This is a genomic window from Pseudomonas sp. SA195 (assembly GCF_054131565.1).
This window is the reverse complement of record NZ_CP096392.1, coordinates 4,476,354-4,495,850: the sequence shown is the minus strand read 5'-3', so window position 1 is coordinate 4,495,850 and position 19,497 is coordinate 4,476,354. Positions and strand designations below refer to the sequence as shown.

Genomic DNA, 19,497 nt, shown 5'->3' with positions numbered 1-19,497 from the left:
TCCCCTTTTCATATGACGGCGGCCCGCGAGCCCGGCGGACTCAGGCCAAAGCCTCCAGTCGCTGAACCTCGGCGTTAACCCAATCTTCAGCGCGTTGGTTAAGCTCGGCGACGGCCCGCGGCCCTTCGCTTTCAGCCTGCAGGGCCGGACCGATGACGACCCGGATCGTCCCGGGGTGTTTGCCCCAGCCGGCGCGAGGCCAATAGCAACCGGCATTGTGGGCTATCGGCAGCACCGGCAGCTTGGCGTTGACCGCCAATGCCGCGCCGCTGCGTGAGAACTTTCCATTCTGGCCCACCGGCATGCGAGTGCCCTCTGGGAAGATCAGCACCCAGGCGCCCTGCTCCAGACGTTCCTGACCCTGTTTGGCGACCTGTCGCAAAGCTGCTTTCGGGTTATTCCGATCGATAGCGATGGGCTTGAGGAGCATGATCGCCCAGCCGAAAAACGGGACATGGAGCAGCTCGCGCTTGAGCACCTGGCTTAGTGGCTCGAAGTAGGCCGACAGGAAAAAGGTCTCCCAGGTGCTCTGGTGCTTGGAAAGGATCACGCAGGGCGTAGTAGGGATGTTTTCCTGACCGGTAACTTCATAGCGCAGCCCAATGATCGACCTGGCCAGCCAAACCGCGCTGCGGCACCAGGCCTGTACCACGAAGCGATAGCGCATGCGGAACGACATGAACGGCGCGAAAACCAGGCTAATCAGGCACCAGACGAAGGCACTAAGCGACAGCAGTACATAGAACAACGCGATCCGTGCGGAGTACAGCAGGCTCATCGTCCCTCCTCCAACAAATGGTCCGCGACAGCGGCCAGATCATCGAAGACCTGCGTGCCCTGCGGCAGCGTACCTTCCAGGGTCCGCATACCCTTCCCGGTTCGTACCAGGTAAGGCTCCCCACCCAGGCGCATTCCAGCGTGCAGGTCGCGGTGGCTGTCACCAACCACCGGCACACCGTTCAGGTCGGCCAGATGGAAATGTTCGGAAATTTTCTGAAACAGGCCGGGTAACGGCTTGCGGCAGTCGCAGCCGTCGTCCGGTCCATGAGGGCAATGCACGATCAACTCGATACGGCCCCCCTCCTCCATGACCATCTGCTGCAGCTTGAAGTGCATGTCGTCGAGGGTCGCGGCATCGAACAAGCCTCTGGCCAGGCCAGACTGGTTGGTTGCGACGGCAACCGTCCAGCCTGCCTGACAAAGGCGGGCAATGGCCTGGATCGAACCCGCGATGGGGACCCACTCGTCCACGCTCTTGACGTAGGCGTCTGAGTCCACATTGATCACGCCGTCACGGTCAAGGACGATCAGTTTCACCGGCTTAGCCAAGTGCGGAAATATCGGCGACGCCAAGGAACAATCCTCTTAACCGGGCCAACAATGCATAACGGTTGGCACGCACCGACGCATCGTCGGCATTGACCAGAACCGCCTCGAAGAAGGCATCCACCGGGGCGCGCAGATGAGCCAGGCGCTCGAGCGCCTCGCGGTACTGACGTGCGGCGGCCAATGGCTGCACTGCCTGTTCGGCTTGTTGCAGTGCCGAATACAGCGAGAACTCGGTGGCGTTATCGAAATAACGCGGTTCGACCGTTTCCGGCAGCTTGGCGTCGAACTTGCTGAGCAGGTTGGAGACGCGCTTGTTCGCGGCTGCCAGGGCTTCTGCTTCGGGCAGGGTGCGGAACGCCTGCACCGCTTGGACGCGCTGGTCGAAGTCCAGTGCAGACGCAGGCTTCACGGCGCGCACCGAAAGGTAGGACGCAACGTCGATGCCTTCGTCCTCGTAGCGAGCGCGCAGGCGGTCGAAGATGAATTCAAGTACCTGCTCGTCCAGCCCGGCGGCCTTCACCTGGTCGCCGAATTGAGCGATAGCGAAGTTGACGGCTTGAACCAGGTCGAGATCGATCCCCTTCTCCACGAGGATGCGCAGCACGCCAAGCGCAGCGCGGCGCAGCGCATAGGGGTCTTTGCTGCCGGTGGGGAGCATGCCGATGCCGAAGATTCCTACCAGCGTGTCGAGCTTGTCAGCGACCGCCAGGATCGCGCCTGTTTGGGTGGTCGGCAGCTCGGCACCCGCGCCGCGCGGCATGTACTGCTCGTTCAGCGCGAGAGCAACGTCTTGGGGTTCACCGTCGTTCAGAGCGTAGTAATACCCGGCCACGCCCTGCATTTCGGGAAACTCACCGACCATTTCGGTGGCCAGGTCGCATTTGCTGAGCAAACCGGCACGGGCCGCCCAGTCCGAATTGCCTTGTACGTTGCCGGCGATGAACGCGGCGAGCTTGGACACGCGCACGGCCTTGTCGTAGACAGAGCCCAGTTGCGCCTGAAACACCACATTCTTGAGCCGATCATTGAAGGCTTCGAGCCTCTGCTTCTTGTCCTGCTTGAAGAAGAACTCGGCGTCGGTCAGACGCGGGCGCACCACCTTCTCGTTGCCGGCAATGACCTGGGCTGGATCGCGACTCTCGATGTTCGCCACGGTAATGAAGCGCGGCAGCAGCTTGCCGTTAGTGTCCAGCAGGCAGAAATACTTTTGATTGTCCTGCATGGTACTGATCAGGGCTTCCTGCGGCACATCGAGGAAGCGCTCCTCGAACGAGCAGACCAGCGGCACCGGCCACTCGACCAGCGCGGTGACCTCATCAAGCAGCTCCGGCGGCACGATGGCCGTGCCCTGCTGCTCGGCGGCCAGCTCGTCGACCCGTTTGGCGATCATGGCGCGGCGCTCGGCGAAGTCCGCGATGACACGAGCACTGCGCAGGTCGTCCAGATAGCTGGACGGCTTGGAGATGCGTACCGGTCCTGGGCTGTGGAAACGATGGCCCCGCGATTCGCGACCTGCCCGCTGAGCCAGTAGTGTGCAATCGATGACCTGATCGCCGAACAGCATCACCAACCATTGGGTCGGGCGGACGAATTCTTCCTTGCGCGCCGCCCAGCGCATGCGCTTGGGAATCGGCAAATCATTGAGTGCGGCTTCGACGATGCCGGGCAACAGCGCGGTGGTCGGCTCGCCGGCGATGGTGCGGCTGTACTTCAGTTTGGGACCGCTACGGTCGATGTCCGCGAGTTCAACGCCGCATTTACGGGCGAAACCAAGGGCGGCCTGGGTCGGCTCACCGTCAGCATCGAATGCAGCCTGCAGTGGCGGACCATCGAGATTGACGCTGCGATCGGGCTGTTGGCTCTCGAGGTTCTGGACCAGCACGGCCAGGCGACGTGGGGCGGCGAACGCCTGAACCCGTGCATGCAGCAGCCCGGCCTCCTTCAAACCTTTTTCGATGCCGCTGCGAAAGGCATCGGACAGCTTGCCCAGCGCCTTGGGTGGCAGCTCTTCGGTGCCGAGTTCGACGAGGAAATCCAGTGCGCTCATTCTGCTGCCTCCAGCTTGGCCAGTACTTCGTCACGCAGGTCGGGAGTAGCCATGGGGAAGCCGAGCCTCGCACGTGCCTGCAAGTAGCTCTGCGCTACAGAGCGCGCCAGCGCGCGAACCCGGAGGATGTATTGCTGGCGGGCCGTCACCGAGATGGCTCGCCGAGCGTCCAGCAAGTTGAAGGTATGAGAGGCCTTCAGGACCATTTCATAGGTCGGCAATGGCAGTTCCAGCGCGATCAGGCGATTGGCTTCCGCCTCGTAAAAATCGAACAGTTCAAAGAGCTTGTCGACATTGGCGTGCTCGAAGTTGTAAGTCGATTGCTCCACCTCGTTCTGGTGGAACACGTCGCCATAGGTGACCTTGCCGAAGGGGCCGTCGGTCCAGATCAGGTCGTAGACGGAATCCACACCCTGCAGGTACATGGCCAGTCGCTCCAGGCCGTAGGTGATCTCGCCGGTGACGGGGTAGCACTCGATCCCGCCCACCTGCTGGAAATAAGTGAACTGGGTAACTTCCATCCCGTTCAGCCAGACCTCCCAACCGAGGCCCCAGGCGCCCAGCGTCGGCGACTCCCAGTTATCCTCGACGAAGCGCACGTCATGCACGGAGGTGTCGACGCCGATCCGGCGGAGCGACTCCAGATATAAGTCTTGAATATTGTCTGGGTTGGGCTTGAGCACGACCTGGAACTGGTAATAGTGCTGCAGGCGATTGGGGTTTTCGCCGTAGCGGCCGTCGGCGGGGCGGCGGGACGGCTGCACATAGGCGGCGTTCCACGTTTCAGGACCAATGGCGCGCAGGAACGTCGCGGTGTGGAACGTACCGGCGCCCATTTCCATGTCATAGGGTTGCAGAACGACACATCCCTGCTCTGCCCAGTAGCTTTGCAGGGCGAGGATCAGGTCTTGGAAGGTGCGCACGGCAGGCGTAGGCTGGGTCAAAATTTCACCTGTGCTGGGCTTCGACATAAAGCCTTGGAGTATACCCGATAACAGCCCAGACCCGGCGCCAGCCCGGCGTTTGGGCATGCGTTTCACCGCCGGGTGCCCTACCCGCCTATCCACGGAAGCCGAACGATGCCGCGTTGCGCCTGGTGCACGAGCAACCCCCTGTATGCTCAGTATCACGATCAGGAATGGGGCGTGCCGAATCGCGACCCGCAGGCCTTGTTCGAATGCCTGGTGCTCGAGGGTTTTCAGGCTGGGCTGTCGTGGATCACCGTGCTGCGCAAGCGCGAGCGATACCGGCACGTCCTGTTCGGTTTCGACGCGCCACGCCTGGCGCAGCTGACCGATGCCGAAATCGATGCGTTGATGCTGGACGCCGGCATCATTCGCAATCGACGCAAGCTCGAAGCCGCTCGGCGTAACGCCCAGGCTTGGCTCGCGCTGGAGCATCCCGTGGACTGGCTGTGGTCCTTCGTGGGTGGCCAGCCCAGAATCAATCATTTCGCCTCGAAGGACGAAGTGCCGGCGGTCACGCCCGAGGCGGAGGCAATGAGCCGGGCGTTGAAGCGGGCGGGCTTCGGCTTCGTCGGCCCCACCATTTGCTATGCCTTCATGCAGGCCAGCGGCATGGTCATGGATCATACCCTCGACTGCGACCGTTACCCGGTTCTCGCGCTCGGGTGCGAGCCTGCCACGTGAAGGCGTTACACTAGCCGCTTTGATTGAAGGGAGAGGTCCTTTGGACAGGTTCAAAGGTGCGCTGGTCGTTGGTTTCCTGCGCCTGTTCGCGCTGCTGCCTTGGCCCATCGTGCAGCGGCTTGGCAGCCTGATCGGCTGGCTGATGTTGAAACTGCCCAACCGCTCCCGCGAGGTCGCCCGGATCAACATCGGCAAATGTTTTCCCGAACTGAACGACGCGGCGCGTGAACGGCTGTTGGGTCAGAGCCTTGAGCAGATCGGCAAGACATTCACCGAGAGCGCCTGCGCCTGGATATGGCCGGCCGACAAGACGCTGAGCCTGGTCCGTGAAGTCGAAGGGCTTGAGGTACTGGAGCAGGCATTGGCGTCCGGCAAGGGCGTGGTCGGCATTACCAGCCACCTCGGCAATTGGGAGGTGCTTAATCACTTCTATTGCGCCCAGTGCAAACCGATCATTTTCTACCGGCCACCAAAGCTGAAAGCCGTCGATGATCTGCTCCAGCGCCAACGTGTTCAGCTCGGTAACAAGGTTGCGCCCTCCACCCGCGAAGGCATCATCAGTGTCATCAAGGAAGTGCGTCGCGGCGGCGCCGTCGGTATACCGGCAGATCCGGAGCCGAGCGAGGGCGCAGGCGTGTTCGTGCCGTTCCTTGGCACTCAAGCGCTGACAAGCAAATTCGTGCCGGGCATGCTCACCGGCGGCAAGGCAGTCGGCGTCTTTCTGCATGCGTTGCGCCTGGACGACGGTTCGGGCTACAAGGTGATCCTCGAAGCGGCGCCGCCCGCGATGTACGAGGAAAACGTCGACGTCGCAGTCGCCGCGATGAGTGGCGTGATCGAGCGTTATGTCCGTCGCTGGCCGAGCCAGTACATGTGGACGATGAAGCGGTTCAAGAAACGTCCGGCCGGCGAACCACGCTGGTACTGACCTTAGCAACGCAGTACACAGGGATAGTCATGGGAACGTTGAATCAGCGACAGCACCCGCGTGCGCCGATGAAGTGCCGCATCCGTATCACCCACGAATCCTTCGGCGAAATCTTCGCCCATACCCGTGACCTCTCGGACGGCGGGGTCTACGTCAAGCATCCGCAGCTGACGGAGTTGCTGCCTGGCATGATAGTCAGCGGCCAGGTCCAGGATTTGCCGATTCCCGCGCCCGAGCTGGAAATGGAAGTGATGCGTGTCGATGCCGAGGGGGTGGGGCTGCGCTTTGTCAGGGCAGATTGAGGTCAGGGCAGACTGAGTGGCCCTCCCCCTCACCTCGTTCCGCTCGCTGACGTTCTCTCGACCGGGGATCAGGCTCGGTCCAATTTGCGCAGGAATACGAGCATTTCCTTTTCCGCCTGCTTGTCGCCACGGGCCTTAGCTGCAATCAGACCCTGCTCCCAGGCCTGGCGCGCTGCCGCAGAATCACCTAATGCCTGGTGTGCCTTGCCGAGCAATTTCCAGGCGGCGGAATAGCTCGAGTCCTGCTCGACGCAGCGCTGCAAGTGTTGGGCAGCGGCCAGTGCATCTCCAGCGTCGAGGTAGCCCTTACCGAGGCCGAAACGCAACATGGCGTTGTCCTTACCGGCAGCCAGCATCTTTTCCAGCGATTCGAGCATAACTGTCTCCGTCAACTGGCCTGCGTCACCGCGCTGAGAAACTCCTGAGTGCGGGCCTCGCGGGGATTGTCGAACAGTTCTTCCGGTGACCCCTGTTCGTGGATTCGCCCTTCGTTGAAGAAACAAACCCGGTCGGCGAATTCGCGTGCGAAGCCCATTTGGTGCGTCACCATCAGCATCGTCAGGCTATGAGCGTCGCCGAGGCGGCGGATGACGTTGAGCACTTCGCCGCAGAGCTCTGGATCGAGCGCCGAGGTAACCTCGTCGAACAGCATGACCTTGGGTCGCATGGCCAGCGCCCGCGCAATGGCAACACGCTGCTGCTGGCCACCGGACAGCTGCGAGGGGTAGTGATCGAGCTTGTCGTCCAGGCCCACCATCGCCAGCAACTCTTCGGCACGCTCGCGCGCCTCGGCCTTGGACAGCCCGAGCACCTGGACAGGCGCCTCCATCACGTTCTGCCGCGTACTCATGTGCGGGAACAGGTTGAAACTCTGAAAGACCATGCCGACCTTGCCACGGACGCGGCGCTGGTGGCGGGCGTTGGCGCGCACCAGCTGACCGTGGCTGTCGGGCATGTGCGTCAGGGGCTCACCGTCGACCATGATCACGCCGTCGTCGATCTGCTCCAACGTCATCAACGCGCGCAGCAGGGTGGACTTGCCCGATCCGCTAGGCCCGATGATCGCGACCTTCTCCCCGTTACGCACGTCCAGATCGAGGTGATTGAGAACCGTCAGGTCACCATAGTGCTTGCTCACGTCACGGAACTGCACCATCACGTCCGTTTCGCTGGCGGTATCGGAAGCCGGCGCACCGGCTTGCATGGACTGACTCATCGGGCTAGCTCCATTCGGTTTTCCAGACGCCGCACCAACCAGGCGAGGCCAAGACTGAGGATGAGGAAGAACAGGCCGACCATGGTGATCGGCTCGAGGTAGCGGAAGTGTTCGGAACCGATGTTCTTGGCGCGCTGCATGATTTCCACCACGGTGATGGCAGACAGCACGGGGGTGTCCTTGAGCATCGAGATCAGGTAATTGCCCAGCGCCGGCATGATCGGCCGCAGTGCCTGCGGCAGGATGATCTTGCGGTAGGCGGTCACCGGCTTCATGTTCAGCGCGGTCACCGCTTCCCATTGCGCGCGCGGCACCGCATCCAGGCCGGCGCGATAAACCTCGGCGGTGTAGCAGGCGTAATGCAGCGCGATGCCAGCGATGCCTGCCTGCAACGCGGACAGATTCACGCCGAAGTTCGGAAGCACGAAAAACAGGAAGTACACCTGGATCAGCAGCGGCGTGCTGCGGATGAACTCGATGACCCCCGTGACCGGCCAGGCCAGCCAGCGTTGGCGGCTACGGCGCCCCACGGCGAGAAACAGGCCGAGCACGATGGCAATGGAGAAGCCGGCGAGCGTTATACCGATGGTCTTGATTGAGGCATCGAGCAGCCGGGGCAGGATCTGCAGCGCAAAGTCCCAGTCAAAAAAATTCATGACAAACCTCCGCGCATGCGGCCACGGGCGAGGCGGCGTTCCAGGGTGCGCATCCCGAGGTTGATGAGCTGCGCGAGCACGAAGTAGATGACCAGCGCGAAGCCGAAGATTTCTAGCGTCTGCAGCGTCGCCTGGTCGAGCTGACGGGCTCGGAAAGCCAGGTCCGACAAGGTGATCAGCGAAACCAGCGACGTGTTCTTCAACAGCTCAATCAGCAAATTAGTGCCCGGCGGAATAGCGGCCAGAAGTGCCTGCGGCAGGATCACCCGCCGCAGGCGCTGCCAGGGCGTCATGTTTAGAGCCAGGCAGGCCTCGTATTGGCCCTCGTGAACCGAGCGAATTGCGCCGCGCAGCACTTCGGCGCCGTACGCACCGATGTTCAGGCCAAGGCCGATCACGGCGACCTGGAATGCACTCATGTTGATGTTGAACGGCGGCATCGGCAGCACGAAATACAGCCAGAACAGCTGCACCAGGAGCGAGCTGCCACGGAACAGCTCAATGTAGACGACTGCCAGCCAGCGCAGCGGCGCGAAGGGCGACAGCCGGGCGAAGGCGCCGATCAAGGCAGCCAGAATCGCTAGCAGTGAGCCGAAAAAGGCGACCTGCACGGTCACCCAGGCGCCTTGTAGCAAGAGAGGTAGGAGTTCGTTCATCTTGATTTTCCGGTTGGCTCCACATCGGGTGGAGCTGGAATCGCCCAGCAGTGCGGCGGCTGCGTCGGGCGAGCGGTCTGCGACCGGGTCGCCCCACGCGGGGCGATCTGTATCGCAGCCAGCCGTCGAAGGCCCGCCATATGCTGCGAGCGGGCCTGTCGGAACGACGGTTCATCATGTGCAGGTCGGTGCGGCCAGTCAGGCCCCAACGAGCCTGTCACGCGCCGCAGAGTTCGTCGGCGGTCTTATTGGTGATGTTGGAGCGATCGAAGCCGAAGGGCTCGACGGTTTTCAGGTGCTCGTCGCTGCCCAGCCACTTCTTCAGCTCGGCGTTCACCGCGTCGCGCAAAGCCTTGTCTTTGGGGCGGAACGCCAGGGCGCCATAGCCGGTATGGGCTGGGTCGTCCTTGAAATCGGTAGTGGCTTCGACCCCTTCGCCTGCCTTCTCAGCTAAGCCCTTCATGGTCAGCTGGGTGCCGATGGCAGCATCCGCACGTCCGGTGCGCACGGCCTGCAGCTGCGAGGTGGTGTCCGGCACTTGCACGATCTGCGAGTCCTTGATGCCAGCTTTGCGCGCGTAGTTCAGGTTGACCGTGCCGGACATGATGGCGAGCTTGGCGGTCTCGTCCTTGGCGATGTCCTCGTAGCTGCGCAATTGCTTGGGGTTGCCAGTCTTGACCAGGAGGGTGTCCTTCAACTGGTAATGCGGGTCGGTGAACAGGACCTGCTTGCAGCGCTCGGGGGTGATGTACATGCCGGCTGCGATGAGGTCGAAGCGGCTGGCGCGCAGGCCGGGGATCAGCGAGCCCCATTCGGTGAGCACCGGATTGATCTTCTCGACGCCCATGCGTTGGAAGATCTTTTCGACGATTTCGGGGGATTCGCCGGTGACGCTGCCGTCGGTGGCGGTGTAAGCGAAGGGGGTTTCATTGGCGTAGCCGATGCGGACGCTACTGCTGTCCTTGATCTCGTCCAGGGTATCGGCCTGGGTCAGGCTGCTGATCGTGGCGCCCATCAGGGCGGTGCAACCGATCAGTAGCCGGGCGATGGGTGAGATGTTGAAGTTCCTCATGGTGTCTCTCCTGTTTTCCTTGGATATCCGTAAGTCGGATTCGTTTGTTCTAGGAGGCGGTTGCCAGGGTGGTACCTCGGCCGTACACGGCAAAAAAACGGTGACGCGGACCTGCGTGGCGCACGCTGCTGCGGTGCCCCGGTTGGACAGGTGCCGCCCGGCCGATCTGCCCGAGCATACAAAAGCTGAGCGCCTAACGGAAATGTAGACGGCATCTGAGCCGATTTGTCTCGAACCGGCAGAAATAAAGCGAAGCGGCAACGAAGCGTTGCCGAACGAAGTGGCCGATCGCCCGAAGGCGACCGGCCGGCTGGGCTCAGAAGAAGGTCAGGCCAGCCTGGAAGAGGCGTTCGACGTCGCGGATATGGCGCTTGTCGACAAGGAAGAGAATCACGTGGTCGCCAGACTCGATCACCGTGTTGTCGTGAGCGATCAGCACCTCCTCGTCGCGGATCACGGCGCCGATGGTCGTGCCTGGCGGCAGAGAAACTTTGCCGATGGCGCGGCCGACGACTTTGCTCGAACGTGAGTCCCCATGGGCGATGACCTCGATTGCCTCTGCCGCGCCACGGCGCAACGAGTGAGCACTGACGATATCGCCGCGACGCACGTGGGTCAGCAAGGTGCCGATGGTCGCCAGCTGCGGGCTGATGGCAATGTCGATCTCGCCGCCGTGCACCAAGTCCACGTAGGCGGGATTGTTGATGATGCACATGACCTTCCGCGCGCCTAGGCGCTTGGCCAGCAGCGACGACATGATGTTCGCTTCGTCGTCGTTGGTCAGCGCCAGGAAGACGTCCGCGTCGTTGATGTTTTCTTCGACCAACAGGTCGCGGTCCGACGCGCTGCCCTGCAGGATGATGGTGCTGTCCAGCGTGTCGGACAGGTAGCGGCAGCGCGCCGGGTTCATCTCGATGATCTTGACCTGATAGCGGCTCTCGATCGCTTCGGCCAGCCGCTCGCCGATGTGGCCGCCACCGGCGATCACGATGCGGCGGTAGCTGTCGTCGAGCCGGCGCATCTCGCTCATGACCGCGCGAATGTGCCCGCGGGCGGCAATGAAGAACACTTCGTCATCGGCCTCGATGACCGTGTCGCCCTGCGGCAGGATCGCCTGGTTGCGCCGGAAGATCGCCGCGACGCGGGTATCCACGTTGGGCATGTGCTTGCGGATCTGGCGCAGCTCCTGGCCGACCAGCGGGCCGCCGTAATACGCGCGTACCGCAACCAGTTGGGCCTTGCCATCGGCGAAGTCGATCACCTGCAGCGATCCGGGATGCTCGATCAGACGCTTGATGTAGTTGGTCACCACCTGTTCGGGGCTGATCAGGACGTCGACCGGGATCGCCTCGTTGCTGAACAGCCCGGAGCGGGTGAGGTAAACCGACTCACGCACCCGCGCAATCTTGGTCGGGGTGTGGAACAGGGTGTAGGCGACCTGGCAAGCGACCATGTTGGTCTCGTCGCTGTTGGTCACGGCTACGAGCATATCGGCGTCGTCCGCACCGGCCTGCCGCAGCACGGTGGGAAAGGAGCCGCGGCCCACCACGGTGCGGATGTCGAGGCGGTCGCCCAGTTCGCGTAGGCGATCGGCGTCGGTGTCCACCACCGTAATATCGTTGGCTTCGCTGGCGAGGTTTTCGGCGAGCGTGCCGCCGACCTGCCCTGCGCCGAGAATGATGATCTTCACGCGATCACTCCTGAGAGGTGGTTGCCGCCCCGAGTTATTGGCCGAGGCTGATTCACTGTCCTGTTCGCCCGCCGGGTTGCGCCGCGATCTTGATCAGCTTGGCGTAATAAAACCCGTCGTGACCGTCCGGCTGCGGCAGCAACTGGCGGCCGTAGGGTTGCACGACACCGAACCCTGCGGGCAGATCCAGCTGGCGCGCGCCGGGCGTACGCGCCAGGAAGGCCTCGATCACGTCGCGGTTTTCAGTCGGCAGCACCGAGCAGGTGGCGTAGAGCAACACGCCTCCGACCGCAAGCGTCGGCCAGAGTGCGTCGAGCATCTCGCCTTGGAGCTCGGCGAGCGGCGGGATATCCTCGACCTTGCGCGTAAGTTTGATGTCCGGATGACGGCGGATCACTCCGGTCGCCGAGCAGGGTGCGTCGAGCAGGATGCGCTGGAAGCTGCGGCCGTCCCACCAGGCATCGGTCCTGCGGGCGTCGGCGGCAATCAGGTTGGCGTCGAGCTGCAGCCGCGCCAGGTTGTCCCGCACGCGCTCGAGCCGCTTGGGTTCGAGATCGAGTGCGACGACTTCTGCGAGTCCCGCTTCGCGCTCGAGAAGGTGGCAGGTCTTGCCGCCCGGTGCGCAGCAAGCGTCCAGCACCCGTTGGCCGGGCGCCAGATCGAGCAGCCCGGCAGCGAGCTGCGCGGCTTCGTCCTGCACGCTGACTTCCCCATCGGCGAAGCCGGGTAATTGGTAGACGTCGCAGGCGGCGGCCAGGCGGATACCGTCATCACTGTGGGGCGTGGGATAGGCCTCGATGCCCGCGTCCTGCAGCCTTGCCAGGTACGCGTCGCGCGTGCCTTGGCGGCGATTGACCCGCAGCGTCATTGGCGGGTGCGCGTTGTTAGCGGCGCAGATCGCTTCCCAGTGTTCGGGCCAGTGCGCCTTGAGGGCCTTTTGCAGCCAGCGCGGATGGGCTAAGCGGATGACAGGGTCGCGCTCGAGGTCCGCGAACAGCGCCTCGCCTTCCCGCTGCGCCTTACGCAAAACAGCGTTAAGCAGGCCTTTGGCCCAGGGCTTCTTGAGTTTCTCCGCGCAGCCGACCGTCTCGCCGAGCGCAGCGTGCGGCGGGATACGGGTATGGAACAGCTGGTAAAGGCCGACCAGCAGAAGCGCTTCGACGTCGCGATCAGCAGCCTTGAACGGCTTCTGCAGCAGGCGCTCGGCCAGGCCGGCGAGGCGTGGTTGCCAGCGCGCTGTGCCGAAGGCGAGGTCCTGGGTCAGGCCCCGGTCGCGTGCATCGACCTTGGTCAGCATCTCCGGCAGGCTGCTCCCCAGCGATGCCTTGCCAGACAGCACGACGCCCAGAGCTCTGGCCGCAGCCAGGCGTGGATTCATTGCCATCAGCCCAACACCTGGCCCGGTGCGAACTGGTCGCGTCGGCTATTGAACAGATCACCAAAATCCAGCGGTTTGCCACCTGGCAACTGCAGCCGTGTCAGCAGGAGCGAGCCTTTCCCGCAGGCGATTTCGAGGCCGTCCTTGCTCGCCGTCAGGATCAGTCCCGGCGTGCCATTACCCGTTGCCGTGCGTGCGGCGTGGATCTTCAGCGTGGCTTCGTCGAGGCTGGCATGACAGATTGGCCAGGGATGAAAGGCCCGAACCTGGCGTTCCAGCTCGATGGCCGGCCGGTTCCAGTCCAGGCGCGCCTCGTCCTTGTTCAGCTTGTGTGCGTAGGTGGCGAAGCTATCGTCCTGCACCTGACCGACAAGGTTGCCGGCCTCCAGCGCGGCGACGGCTTCGACCACAGCCTGTGCGCCAAGCGTGGCGAGGCGGTCGTGCAGGCTGCCGCCGGTATCGTTGGCGGAAATGGGGGTGGTCACCTTGAGTAGCATCGGCCCCGTATCCAGCCCCGCTTCCATCTGCATCACCGTCACGCCCGATTCCGGGTCGCCGGCCTCGATTGCTCGTTGGATAGGCGCGGCACCTCGCCAGCGCGGCAACAGCGAGGCGTGGCTGTTGATGCAGCCAAGCCGCGGCAGGTCGAGGACAGCCTGCGGCAGGATTAACCCGTAGGCCACCACCACCATCAGGTCAGCGTGCAACGCTGCCAGCTCGGCCTGAGCCTCAGGCGCGCGCAGCGTCTGTGGTTGGAACACCGGTATGCCATGGTTCTGCGCCAGTTGCTTGACCGGGCTCGGCATCAGCTTCTGGCCGCGCCCGGCCGGGCGGTCCGGCTGGGTATAGACGGCAACGATGTCGCGTTTCGCGTCGAGCAGCGCCTGGAGATGCTGGGCTGCGAATTCCGGCGTACCGGCAAAAACGATGCGCATAGGGGACTCGTCAATAAAAAAGGCTTGCTGCTGCAAGCCTTTGGAGTGGGAGGTTCAAGCCTGCTGGCGGTGAAGCTTTTCGAGCTTCTTCTTAATCCGGTCGCGCTTGAGATTGGACAGGTAATCGACGAACAGCTTGCCATTGAGGTGATCGCATTCGTGCTGGATGCACACGGCGAGCAGGCCTTCGGCGATAAGCTCGTAGGGCTGGCCATCGCGGTCGAGCGCCTTGATCTTCACCTTCTGCGGGCGATCCACGTTTTCGTAGAAACCCGGCACCGACAGGCAGCCTTCCTGGTACTGGTCCATCTGGTCCGTCAGGAACTCGAACTCGGGGTTGATGAAGACGCGCGGTTCGGACTTGTCCTCGGAGAGATCCATTACCACGACCCGCTTGTGGACATTGACCTGCGTCGCGGCCAGGCCGATACCGGGCGCGTCGTACATGGTCTCGAACATATCGTCGATCAACTGGCGAATGCCGTCGTCGACCACGTCCACCGGCTTGGCGATGGTCCGCAGGCGCGGATCGGGAAACTCAAGGATGTTCAGGATTGCCATATGCGTTTGTGATGCACTTATGGAATAAAGTCAAAAGCCGCTGCTAAGATGCCGAGCAGCTTGTAAACGGCTTAACGCCGCTTTCCACAAGGGTTTCTGCGGCGCTAGGGCGCTTTACGTGAAGGCACATCATAAAGGGATTCACCACATGAGGAAATCACTACTCGCCCTGCTGCTGGTGGCGGTTGGCGGCATGGCTCAGGCCGCTGTGGAGCTTAAGGATGGCCATCCTGAGCAATACACCGTGGTGAAGGGCGACACGCTCTGGGACATTTCCGGTCGGTTCCTGAGCCAGCCCTGGAAGTGGCCCGAACTGTGGCACGCCAATCCTCAGGTGGAAAACCCGCACCTCATCTATCCCGGCGACCAGCTCAGTCTGGTCTACATCGACGGCCAGCCGCGCCTGATGCTCAACCGGGGCGCCTCGCGCGGCACCATCAAGCTCTCCCCGACCGTACGCACCACTCCGATGGCCGAAGCCATCAGCACCATTCCGCTGGAAGCTATCAATTCGTTTTTGCTCAGCAACCGCATCGTCGATTCTGCCGAGCAGTTCGAAAGCGCGCCGTACATCGTCGCCGGCAATGCCGAACGCGTGATCAGTGGTGCCGGAGATCGGATCTACGGCCGCGGCAGTTTCGATGAGAAGGTCGGCGCCTACGGTGTCTTTCGCCAGGGCAAGACCTATGTCGATCCCGATTCCGGCGAGTTTCTCGGCATCAATGCCGACGACATCGGCAGCGTCGAACTGGTCGAGATCGAAGGTGACATCGCTACCTTGCGCCTGACCCGCGTGACTCAGGAAGCCCGCCTCGGTGATCGCCTGTTCCCCAATGAAGAGCGCGCGATCAACTCGACCTTCATGCCGAGCGAGCCGAAGGAAAAGGTCGAAGGGTTGATTCTCGACGTACCACGTGGCGTGACCCAGATTGGCCAGTTCGACGTGGTCACCCTGAACAAAGGTGCGCGTGACGGCCTGGAAATCGGCAACGTGTTGGCCGTCTACAAGACGGGTGAAACCGTGCGCGACCGGGTGACCGGCGAAAATGTGAAGATCCCTGACGAACGCTCCGGCCTGCTGATGATCTTCCGCACTTACGACAAGCTCAGCTACGGGCTGGTCCTCCAGGCGACCCGGTCGCTGGCGGTAATGGACAAGGTGCGTAACCCCTGAGTCGAATGAGCCCTGCAATTGCAGGGCTCATGCTTTATACCTGCGCCGCACGGATGTGGCGCCTTGACACGAAGGAACGTTTCCAATGGTTGCGGTATCCCCTGCCGAACTCGAGGCGCGACTGCGCCTTCATCTCTTGCCCGAACTAGGCCCTCGGCGCCTGCGCAAACTGCTCAGTGCCTTTCCCGATGCCGCTTCAGCGCTCAGCGCACCTGCCGCCGCCTGGCGTGCATTGGGTCTGCCTGCCGCTTGTGCCGAGCCACGCCGTAGCCCGGACGTACGTAATCGCGCCGCCGCGGCGATGACCTGGCTGGAACAGCCTGGCCATCACCTGATGATGTGGGACGACCCGACTTATCCAGGCCTGTTGGAAGAGCTGCCGGATGCACCACCGCTGCTGTTCATCGCCGGTGATCCGGCGCTTCTGGCGCAGCCGCAACTGGCGATGGTGGGTAGCCGGCGTGCCTCGAGACCCGGGTTGGACAATGCCACCGCCTTTGCCCGAAGCCTGGCGCGCGGCGGCTTCGTGATTACCAGCGGGCTGGCGTTGGGCATTGACGGTGCCGCCCACCAGGGCGCGTTGGATGTTGGCGGCAAGACCATCGCGGTACTCGGCACCGGTCTGCAGTGCCTGTACCCCCGCCGCCATGTCGGGCTTGCCGAGCGGATCATCGAATCCGGAGGGGCGCTGGTGTCTGAAATGCCGCTGGATTGCGCGCCCCAGGCAGCGAACTTTCCGCGCCGCAATCGCATTATCAGCGGTCTTTCGCTGGGCGTGCTGGTGGTCGAGGCAAGTCCGTCCAGTGGCTCGCTGATCACCGCCCGGCTGGCCGCCGAGCAGGGGCGCGAGGTCTATGCCATTCCCGGTTCGATCCATCATCCAGGCGCGCGTGGCTGCCACCAGCTGATTCGCCAAGGTGCCGCCTTGGTCGAAAGCGTCGAGGATGTGCTGCAGGCCCTGCGAGGTTGGCAGCAGGGCGCGCCGAGTAACGAAGCACCTCCGCAGGTGCAACAGGCATCGAGCCATCCCCTGCTCGTTCAGCTGCGGGCGGCACCGATGACCAGCGAAGCCTTGGCCGTAGCGGCTCGCCAACCACTGTCGCAGGTCTTGGCCGAACTCACCGAGTTGGAGATCGACGACCGGGTCGCCAGCGAGCACGGGCTATGGGTGGCGTGCGCCGGCTGACGCGGCTGTGGCGAGCGGCGGGCTTGGGTACACTGCGCCGGTCAACAAGCGGAGGTGCAAATGGTCGGGGACTGGCGTGTACAGCGGGCGGCTCGGGTGGTCAGGCGCGGCGGGGTGATTGCCTATCCGACCGAGGCGGTGTGGGGGCTCGGATGTGATCCTTGGGATGGCGATGCGGTCGATCGGTTGCTGGCGCTCAAGGAACGCCCCGTCGAGAAGGGCCTGATCCTCGTCGCCGCCCATATCGACCAGTTCGATTTCCTGCTGGAGGACCTGCCCGAGCGTTGGCTGGACCGCCTGGCGGGTACTTGGCCGGGGCCCAACACCTGGCTCGTTCCGCACCGTGACCGATTGCCCGAATGGATCACCGGCCGGCATGACAGCGTTGCCCTGCGCGTCACCGATCATCCGCTCGTTGCCCGTCTCTGCGACTTCACCGGCCCGCTGGTTTCGACGTCCGCCAACCCTGCCGGCCGCCCTTCGGCACGTACGCGCCTGCGCGTCGAGCAATACTTCCCTGGTGAGCTCGACGCCGTGCTCGGAGGCCGCCTCGGAGGGCGGCGCAACCCCAGCACCATCCGCGACCTGCGCAGCGGCGAGCTGATACGCGCCAGCTAGCCGCAGGTGCCGTCAGGGCAGCAAGATGGTCGAGCCGGTGGTCTTGCCAGCGGCGAGTTGGCGCTGCGCCTCGGCCGCCTCGGCCAATGGATAGCGTTGCCCAACGTCAACCTTGATCTTGCCGCTGGCGATCATTGCGAACAGCTCGTCGGCCATGGCGCGCAGCCGCTCGGCAGAATCCGCATAGCCGGCCAGCGTCGGCCGGGTGACGAACAGCGAGCCCTTTTGTGCCAGGATCCCAAGGTTCACGCCGCTTACGGCGCCCGACGCGTTGCCGAAGCTGACCAACAGGCCGCGCGGCGCCACGCAATCGAGTGAGACCTCCCAGCTGCTCTTGCCGACCGAGTCGTAGACTACCGGGCATTTTTTGCCGTCGGTTAGCTCCTGGACCCGCTTGACGACGTCTTCACTGTTTCGGTCGATGGTCGCCCAGGCACCGAGTGCCTTGGCCCGCTCGGCCTTTTCGGCTGAACCCACGACACCGATGAGTCGCGCGCCGATGGCGTTCGCCCATTGGCAGGCGATCGAGCCGACGCCACCCGCCGCGGCATGGAAAAGCACCGTTTCGCCGGCTTTCAGCTCATGCACCTGGCGCAGCAGGTACTGCGTGGTGAGGCCCTTGAGCATGACGGCCGCGGCCTGTTCGAAGCTGATCGCGTCGGGCAGCTTGACCAGGTGGCGTGCCGGGAGGCAGTGATGCTCGCCATAGGCGCCCAGAGGGCCGGTGGCATAGGCCACGCGATCGCCGACCGCGAAATCGCTGACACCCTCACCCAGCGCTTCGACCACGCCAGCGCCTTCTGTGCCCAGGCCGGAGGGCAGACTCGGCGGTACGTACAGACCGCTGCGGTAGTAGGTATCGATGAAATTCAGGCCAATCGCGTGGTTGCGCACGCAGACTTCCCCGGCGCCAGGGGTGGGCACGGGCACCTCGACTTGTTCCAGAACGTCGGGTTCGCCGTGCTGGCTGAATTGAATGCGCTGCGACATGTCGGCTCCTGAGATGAAGGCAAAGGAGCCTATCCAACCCCTCCCGGGCGTATCCGTCAATCGGCCGGTGCTATGCTTGCCGCCCTTCTGTTCCCACGCGACCGTGCCGGCGGCCGCCAAGCACTTGCCAAGGTGAATTCGTGAACGAGCGTACCGAAGCCGTCAAAGCCTACCTGCTCGATCTGCAGGATCGTATCTGTGCCAATCTCGAAACCGAGGACGGCGGCGCCCGCTTCGTCGAGGACGCCTGGACCCGCCCTGCCGGTGGCGGCGGTCGGACCCGGGTGATCGAGAACGGCGCGGTGATCGAGAAAGGCGGCGTGAACTTCTCCCACGTTCACGGCAGCGGCCTGCCGCCGTCGGCCAGCGCCCACCGGCCGGAACTCGCTGGCCGCGGTTTCGAGGCGCTCGGTGTGTCGCTGGTGATCCACCCGCACAACCCTTACGTGCCGACGTCGCATGCCAACGTGCGCTTCTTCATCGCCGAGAAGGAAGGTGAAGAGCCGGTCTGGTGGTTCGGTGGCGGCTTCGACCTGACTCCCTACTACGGCAACGAGGAAGACTGCGTGCACTGGCACCGGGTCGCGCGCGACGCCTGCGCGCCCTTTGGCGCCGACGTCTACCCACGCTACAAGCAATGGTGCGATCGCTACTTCCACATCAAACACCGCAACGAGCCGCGCGGGGTTGGCGGGCTGTTCTTCGACGACCTCAACGAGTGGGATTTCGACACCTGCTTTGCCTTCATGCGCGCCGTGGGTGACGCCTACCTCGAGGCCTACCTGCCGATCATGCAGAAGCGCAAGGCTATGCCGTTCGGCACGCGTGAGCGCGAGTTCCAGGCGCTGCGCCGCGGGCGTTACGTCGAATACAACCTGGTCTACGACCGCGGCACGCTGTTTGGCCTGCAATCGGGCGGGCGCACGGAGTCGATCCTGATGTCGTTGCCGCCTTTGGTGAGCTGGGGTTACGACAAGCATCCCGAACCGGGCACTGCCGAGGCGCGTCTGACCGAATACTTTCTGCAGGATCGCGACTGGCTGGGCGCTGAACCGGCCGCTTGAGCCGGACAGCCGCGCCAGACCCAGCACGCCTCGACCTTTTCCCTAT

The 19,497-nt window shown here is 63.4% G+C and carries 21 protein-coding genes; 7 read left to right on the top strand and 14 right to left on the bottom strand.

What is annotated here, in order from left to right; all coding sequences use genetic code 11:
- Positions 1-40: 40 nt before the first annotated feature.
- From M1D78_RS20930 to glyQ, 4 genes are read right to left on the bottom strand one after another with little or no spacing between them, the layout of a single operon-like run.
- A complete protein-coding gene (locus M1D78_RS20930) occupies positions 41-778 on the bottom strand; it encodes a lysophospholipid acyltransferase family protein (RefSeq protein WP_437421865.1) in 738 nt (245 codons plus the stop codon).
- Positions 775-1,317: a D-glycero-beta-D-manno-heptose 1,7-bisphosphate 7-phosphatase gene (gene gmhB, locus M1D78_RS20925; protein WP_437421864.1), complete on the bottom strand. Its 543-nt coding sequence runs from the start codon at positions 1,315-1,317 to the stop codon at positions 775-777. The genes M1D78_RS20930 and gmhB overlap by 4 nt, the downstream gene beginning before the upstream one ends.
- A gap of 4 nt (positions 1,318-1,321) precedes the next feature.
- On the bottom strand, positions 1,322-3,376 hold the full coding sequence (glyS, locus tag M1D78_RS20920; protein WP_437421863.1) for a glycine--tRNA ligase subunit beta: 2,055 nt from the start codon (positions 3,374-3,376) through the stop codon (positions 1,322-1,324).
- Positions 3,373-4,320, bottom strand: coding sequence for a glycine--tRNA ligase subunit alpha (glyQ, locus tag M1D78_RS20915; RefSeq protein ID WP_437421862.1), 948 nt, complete (start codon positions 4,318-4,320; stop codon positions 3,373-3,375). Before glyQ ends, glyS begins: the two co-directional genes overlap by 4 nt.
- Positions 4,321-4,455: 135 nt before the next feature.
- Here glyQ and M1D78_RS20910 point away from each other — a divergent pair, with 135 nt between their 5' ends.
- Genes M1D78_RS20910 through M1D78_RS20900 form a run of 3 tightly spaced genes read left to right on the top strand, consistent with a single transcriptional unit; the run spans position 4,456 to position 6,255 of the window.
- Positions 4,456-5,025, top strand: a complete 570-nt coding sequence (locus M1D78_RS20910; protein WP_437421861.1) for a DNA-3-methyladenine glycosylase I — start codon at positions 4,456-4,458, stop codon at positions 5,023-5,025.
- A gap of 40 nt (positions 5,026-5,065) precedes the next feature.
- Entirely contained in the window at positions 5,066-5,953 is an 888-nt protein-coding gene (locus M1D78_RS20905; RefSeq protein WP_437421860.1) for a lysophospholipid acyltransferase, read from the top strand.
- Between the two features lie 29 nt (positions 5,954-5,982).
- Positions 5,983-6,255 (top strand): PilZ domain-containing protein, encoded by a 273-nt coding sequence (locus tag M1D78_RS20900; RefSeq protein ID WP_437421859.1) that lies wholly within the window; start codon positions 5,983-5,985, stop codon positions 6,253-6,255.
- 68 nt (positions 6,256-6,323) lie between these two features.
- Here the strand turns inward: M1D78_RS20900 and M1D78_RS20895 are convergent, their stop codons facing one another.
- The 9 genes from M1D78_RS20895 to def all read right to left on the bottom strand — a co-directional run bounded on the left by M1D78_RS20895 (position 6,324) and on the right by def (position 14,419).
- On the bottom strand, positions 6,324-6,632 hold the full coding sequence (locus M1D78_RS20895; RefSeq protein ID WP_437421858.1) for a hypothetical protein: 309 nt from the start codon (positions 6,630-6,632) through the stop codon (positions 6,324-6,326).
- 11 nt (positions 6,633-6,643) lie between these two features.
- Positions 6,644-7,459 (bottom strand): ectoine/hydroxyectoine ABC transporter ATP-binding protein EhuA, encoded by an 816-nt coding sequence (gene ehuA / locus M1D78_RS20890; RefSeq protein ID WP_437421989.1) that lies wholly within the window; start codon positions 7,457-7,459, stop codon positions 6,644-6,646.
- A gap of 8 nt (positions 7,460-7,467) precedes the next feature.
- Complete coding sequence (ehuD, locus tag M1D78_RS20885; RefSeq protein WP_437421857.1) at positions 7,468-8,127, bottom strand: ectoine/hydroxyectoine ABC transporter permease subunit EhuD; 660 nt, start codon at positions 8,125-8,127, stop codon at positions 7,468-7,470.
- Complete coding sequence (gene ehuC, locus M1D78_RS20880; protein WP_437421856.1) at positions 8,124-8,783, bottom strand: ectoine/hydroxyectoine ABC transporter permease subunit EhuC; 660 nt, start codon at positions 8,781-8,783, stop codon at positions 8,124-8,126. The genes ehuD and ehuC overlap by 4 nt, the downstream gene beginning before the upstream one ends.
- A gap of 217 nt (positions 8,784-9,000) precedes the next feature.
- A complete protein-coding gene (ehuB, locus tag M1D78_RS20875) occupies positions 9,001-9,855 on the bottom strand; it encodes an ectoine/hydroxyectoine ABC transporter substrate-binding protein EhuB (RefSeq protein ID WP_437421855.1) in 855 nt (284 codons plus the stop codon).
- 316 nt (positions 9,856-10,171) lie between these two features.
- Positions 10,172-11,545 carry a Trk system potassium transporter TrkA gene (trkA, locus tag M1D78_RS20870; RefSeq protein WP_437421854.1) on the bottom strand — a complete coding sequence of 458 codons (1,374 nt, stop codon included), beginning with the start codon at positions 11,543-11,545 and terminating at the stop codon, positions 10,172-10,174.
- Positions 11,546-11,597: 52 nt separating this feature from the next.
- A complete protein-coding gene (gene rsmB, locus M1D78_RS20865) occupies positions 11,598-12,923 on the bottom strand; it encodes a 16S rRNA (cytosine(967)-C(5))-methyltransferase RsmB (protein ID WP_437421988.1) in 1,326 nt (441 codons plus the stop codon).
- A 5-nt stretch (positions 12,924-12,928) separates the two neighbouring features.
- Positions 12,929-13,858, bottom strand: coding sequence for a methionyl-tRNA formyltransferase (gene fmt / locus M1D78_RS20860; protein WP_437421853.1), 930 nt, complete (start codon positions 13,856-13,858; stop codon positions 12,929-12,931).
- A gap of 54 nt (positions 13,859-13,912) precedes the next feature.
- A complete protein-coding gene (gene def, locus M1D78_RS20855) occupies positions 13,913-14,419 on the bottom strand; it encodes a peptide deformylase (protein ID WP_437421852.1) in 507 nt (168 codons plus the stop codon).
- A gap of 148 nt (positions 14,420-14,567) precedes the next feature.
- Between def and M1D78_RS20850 the strand changes: the two genes are divergently transcribed.
- The 3 genes from M1D78_RS20850 to M1D78_RS20840 all read left to right on the top strand — a co-directional run bounded on the left by M1D78_RS20850 (position 14,568) and on the right by M1D78_RS20840 (position 17,397).
- Positions 14,568-15,593 carry a LysM peptidoglycan-binding domain-containing protein gene (locus tag M1D78_RS20850; protein WP_437421851.1) on the top strand — a complete coding sequence of 342 codons (1,026 nt, stop codon included), beginning with the start codon at positions 14,568-14,570 and terminating at the stop codon, positions 15,591-15,593.
- Between the two features lie 85 nt (positions 15,594-15,678).
- Positions 15,679-16,779, top strand: a complete 1,101-nt coding sequence (gene dprA / locus M1D78_RS20845) for a DNA-processing protein DprA (protein WP_437421850.1) — start codon at positions 15,679-15,681, stop codon at positions 16,777-16,779.
- A 60-nt stretch (positions 16,780-16,839) separates the two neighbouring features.
- Entirely contained in the window at positions 16,840-17,397 is a 558-nt protein-coding gene (locus M1D78_RS20840) for an L-threonylcarbamoyladenylate synthase (protein WP_437421849.1), read from the top strand.
- Positions 17,398-17,409: 12 nt separating this feature from the next.
- On the opposite strand, the gene M1D78_RS20835 is transcribed toward M1D78_RS20840, so the two are convergent.
- Positions 17,410-18,387 (bottom strand): quinone oxidoreductase family protein, encoded by a 978-nt coding sequence (locus M1D78_RS20835; RefSeq protein WP_437421848.1) that lies wholly within the window; start codon positions 18,385-18,387, stop codon positions 17,410-17,412.
- Between the two features lie 140 nt (positions 18,388-18,527).
- Here M1D78_RS20835 and hemF point away from each other — a divergent pair, with 140 nt between their 5' ends.
- Entirely contained in the window at positions 18,528-19,451 is a 924-nt protein-coding gene (gene hemF / locus M1D78_RS20830) for an oxygen-dependent coproporphyrinogen oxidase (RefSeq protein WP_437421847.1), read from the top strand.
- The last annotated feature ends 46 nt before the right edge of the window (positions 19,452-19,497 follow it).

Bases quoted from the DNA above. Each gene is read 5' to 3' on its own strand.
- ehuB (WP_437421855.1), bottom strand. From the start codon at position 9,855: ATGAGGAACTTCAACATCTCACCCATCGCCCGGCTACTGATCGGTTGC.
- fmt (WP_437421853.1), bottom strand. From the start codon at position 13,858: ATGCGCATCGTTTTTGCCGGTACGCCGGAATTCGCAGCCCAGCATCTC.
- M1D78_RS20835 (WP_437421848.1), bottom strand. From the start codon at position 18,387: ATGTCGCAGCGCATTCAATTCAGCCAGCACGGCGAACCCGACGTTCTG.
- M1D78_RS20930 (WP_437421865.1), bottom strand. From the start codon at position 778: ATGAGCCTGCTGTACTCCGCACGGATCGCGTTGTTCTATGTACTGCTG.
- rsmB (WP_437421988.1), bottom strand. From the start codon at position 12,923: ATGAATCCACGCCTGGCTGCGGCCAGAGCTCTGGGCGTCGTGCTGTCT.
- ehuC (WP_437421856.1), bottom strand. From the start codon at position 8,783: ATGAACGAACTCCTACCTCTCTTGCTACAAGGCGCCTGGGTGACCGTG.
- glyS (WP_437421863.1), bottom strand. From the start codon at position 3,376: ATGAGCGCACTGGATTTCCTCGTCGAACTCGGCACCGAAGAGCTGCCA.
- ehuD (WP_437421857.1), bottom strand. From the start codon at position 8,127: ATGAATTTTTTTGACTGGGACTTTGCGCTGCAGATCCTGCCCCGGCTG.
- M1D78_RS20900 (WP_437421859.1), top strand. From the start codon at position 5,983: ATGGGAACGTTGAATCAGCGACAGCACCCGCGTGCGCCGATGAAGTGC.
- M1D78_RS20910 (WP_437421861.1), top strand. From the start codon at position 4,456: ATGCCGCGTTGCGCCTGGTGCACGAGCAACCCCCTGTATGCTCAGTAT.
- def (WP_437421852.1), bottom strand. From the start codon at position 14,419: ATGGCAATCCTGAACATCCTTGAGTTTCCCGATCCGCGCCTGCGGACC.
- M1D78_RS20850 (WP_437421851.1), top strand. From the start codon at position 14,568: ATGAGGAAATCACTACTCGCCCTGCTGCTGGTGGCGGTTGGCGGCATG.
- M1D78_RS20840 (WP_437421849.1), top strand. From the start codon at position 16,840: ATGGTCGGGGACTGGCGTGTACAGCGGGCGGCTCGGGTGGTCAGGCGC.
- M1D78_RS20895 (WP_437421858.1), bottom strand. From the start codon at position 6,632: ATGCTCGAATCGCTGGAAAAGATGCTGGCTGCCGGTAAGGACAACGCC.
- ehuA (WP_437421989.1), bottom strand. From the start codon at position 7,459: ATGCAAGCCGGTGCGCCGGCTTCCGATACCGCCAGCGAAACGGACGTG.
- dprA (WP_437421850.1), top strand. From the start codon at position 15,679: ATGGTTGCGGTATCCCCTGCCGAACTCGAGGCGCGACTGCGCCTTCAT.